This is a genomic window from Caballeronia sp. INML1 (genome assembly GCF_023631085.1).
Taxonomy (GTDB): Bacteria; Pseudomonadota; Gammaproteobacteria; order Burkholderiales; family Burkholderiaceae; genus Caballeronia; species Caballeronia turbans.
Genome location: NZ_JALQDT010000031.1, coordinates 1 through 1,553 on the forward strand (window position 1 = coordinate 1; position 1,553 = coordinate 1,553).

Annotated in this window: 1 pseudogene; it reads left to right on the forward strand. The window is 60.6% G+C overall.

The features are described from left to right. Positions 1-131 precede the first annotated feature (131 nt). Positions 132-1,262: pseudogene (locus NCR38_RS11020) on the forward strand (IS110 family transposase). Positions 1,263-1,553: the final 291 nt, after the last annotated feature.

Consider the following 1,553-nt stretch of genomic DNA (forward strand, 5'->3'; position numbering starts at 1 on the left):
CCATTAGTCAGTATGACTCCGCGAGGCAGGGGCTGGCCTGGCGCGCGGAATCAGACGCGGGTTAGCATCGCTGCCAGAGCCGCACGGTGTGGACAGGGCCACACCCGGCGATATCCATCACGGAGGCCAGCGTGGAAAACGATAGCACACTGTACGTAGGGCTCGACGTCCATAAGGACTCGATTACAGTTGCCTATGCGCTGGGCACAGGCGAGGTCGAACTTCTCGGCAAGATCGGTACGACGAAGACGGATATCGATCGCCTGTGCAAGCGCCTTTAGTCGAAGGCTCGGCACATCGTCATCGTCTACGAGGCGGGTCCGTGCGGCTACGGACTTTACCGTCAGCTCGTGCAGAAGGGGTTTGACTGCATGGTGTGCGCGCCGTCATTGATTCCCAAAAAGCCTGGTGAGCGAGTCAAGACCGATCGGCGCGACGCCGTCAAGCTCGTGAGGTCGCTGCGCGCCGGGGATCTGTCAGCGGTGTACGTCCCCAGCGTGGAGGACGAAGCATTCCGCGATCTGGCTCGCGCGTGGGTCAGCGCCAAGGACGATCTGAAGCGCGCCAGACAACGGTTGAAGGGCTTTCTGCTCTCGCATGGGGTGCGCTATACGGGCCGAGCCGACTGGGGGCCGGCGCACCGGCGCTGGGTGAGCACGTATGCATTCGAGAGCTCGTGGCAGCAACTGGCGTTCGAGGAGTATCGACGCACCATTGAGGATCGCCTGGCGCAATGCGACCGGCTGGAGGCCGCGTTGCGCGATGCCGTCGTCAACTGGCGCTTTTATCCTGCCGTTCTGGGCCTGCAGACGATGCGCGGCGTGCAGTTCACCACGGCAGTGGGCATGCTCGCTGAGCTCGGTGATCTGTCACGCTTCGCGCACCCTCGCCAATTGATGGGCTGGCTGGGCGTGACGCCCTCCGAGCACTCGTCAGGAGAAAAACGCCGTCAGGGCAGTATCACCAAAAACGGCAACAGCTATGCAAGAAAACTGTTGGTCGAAGCGGCCTGGAGCTATCAACATCCGGCCCGCGTGAGTCCCGGGATCCAACGTCGTCACGATGGTATTCCAAAGCCAATCGTGGACCGAGCCTGGGACGCGCAACTGCGTCTGTGCCGGCGCTTCCGGAAGCTAATCACGCGCGGCAAGCAGAAGAACATCGCGGTGGTCGCGGTCGCCCGCGAGCTCGCCGGATTCATTTGGGACATCAGTCGACTCGCGATGTCACTTGCCATACCCTGCGAGCCGCTCACAACATGATGCTGCGGTTGAGTAACTTTTAGTCGAATGGGGAGGAGTTTCCTGAAGGCGGCGTAGCCCGGCACACGAGTAACCCGCGATTCGGCTACGCAACGATTTCTATCCGACTTGCGACATTAGATAGCGGCAGGCTCATTGGGCGGATTTCTGTAATGCGGTACCCAACCCGCGAATATCAGCATGATCCACCGTCGAGACTTACTGCTACGTCGCCCTCAGGAAATTCGGCAAGATGCGCACATCAACAAACCCAAAACCGATCGCTATTGACAGGCGGAGTCATATCAGCCG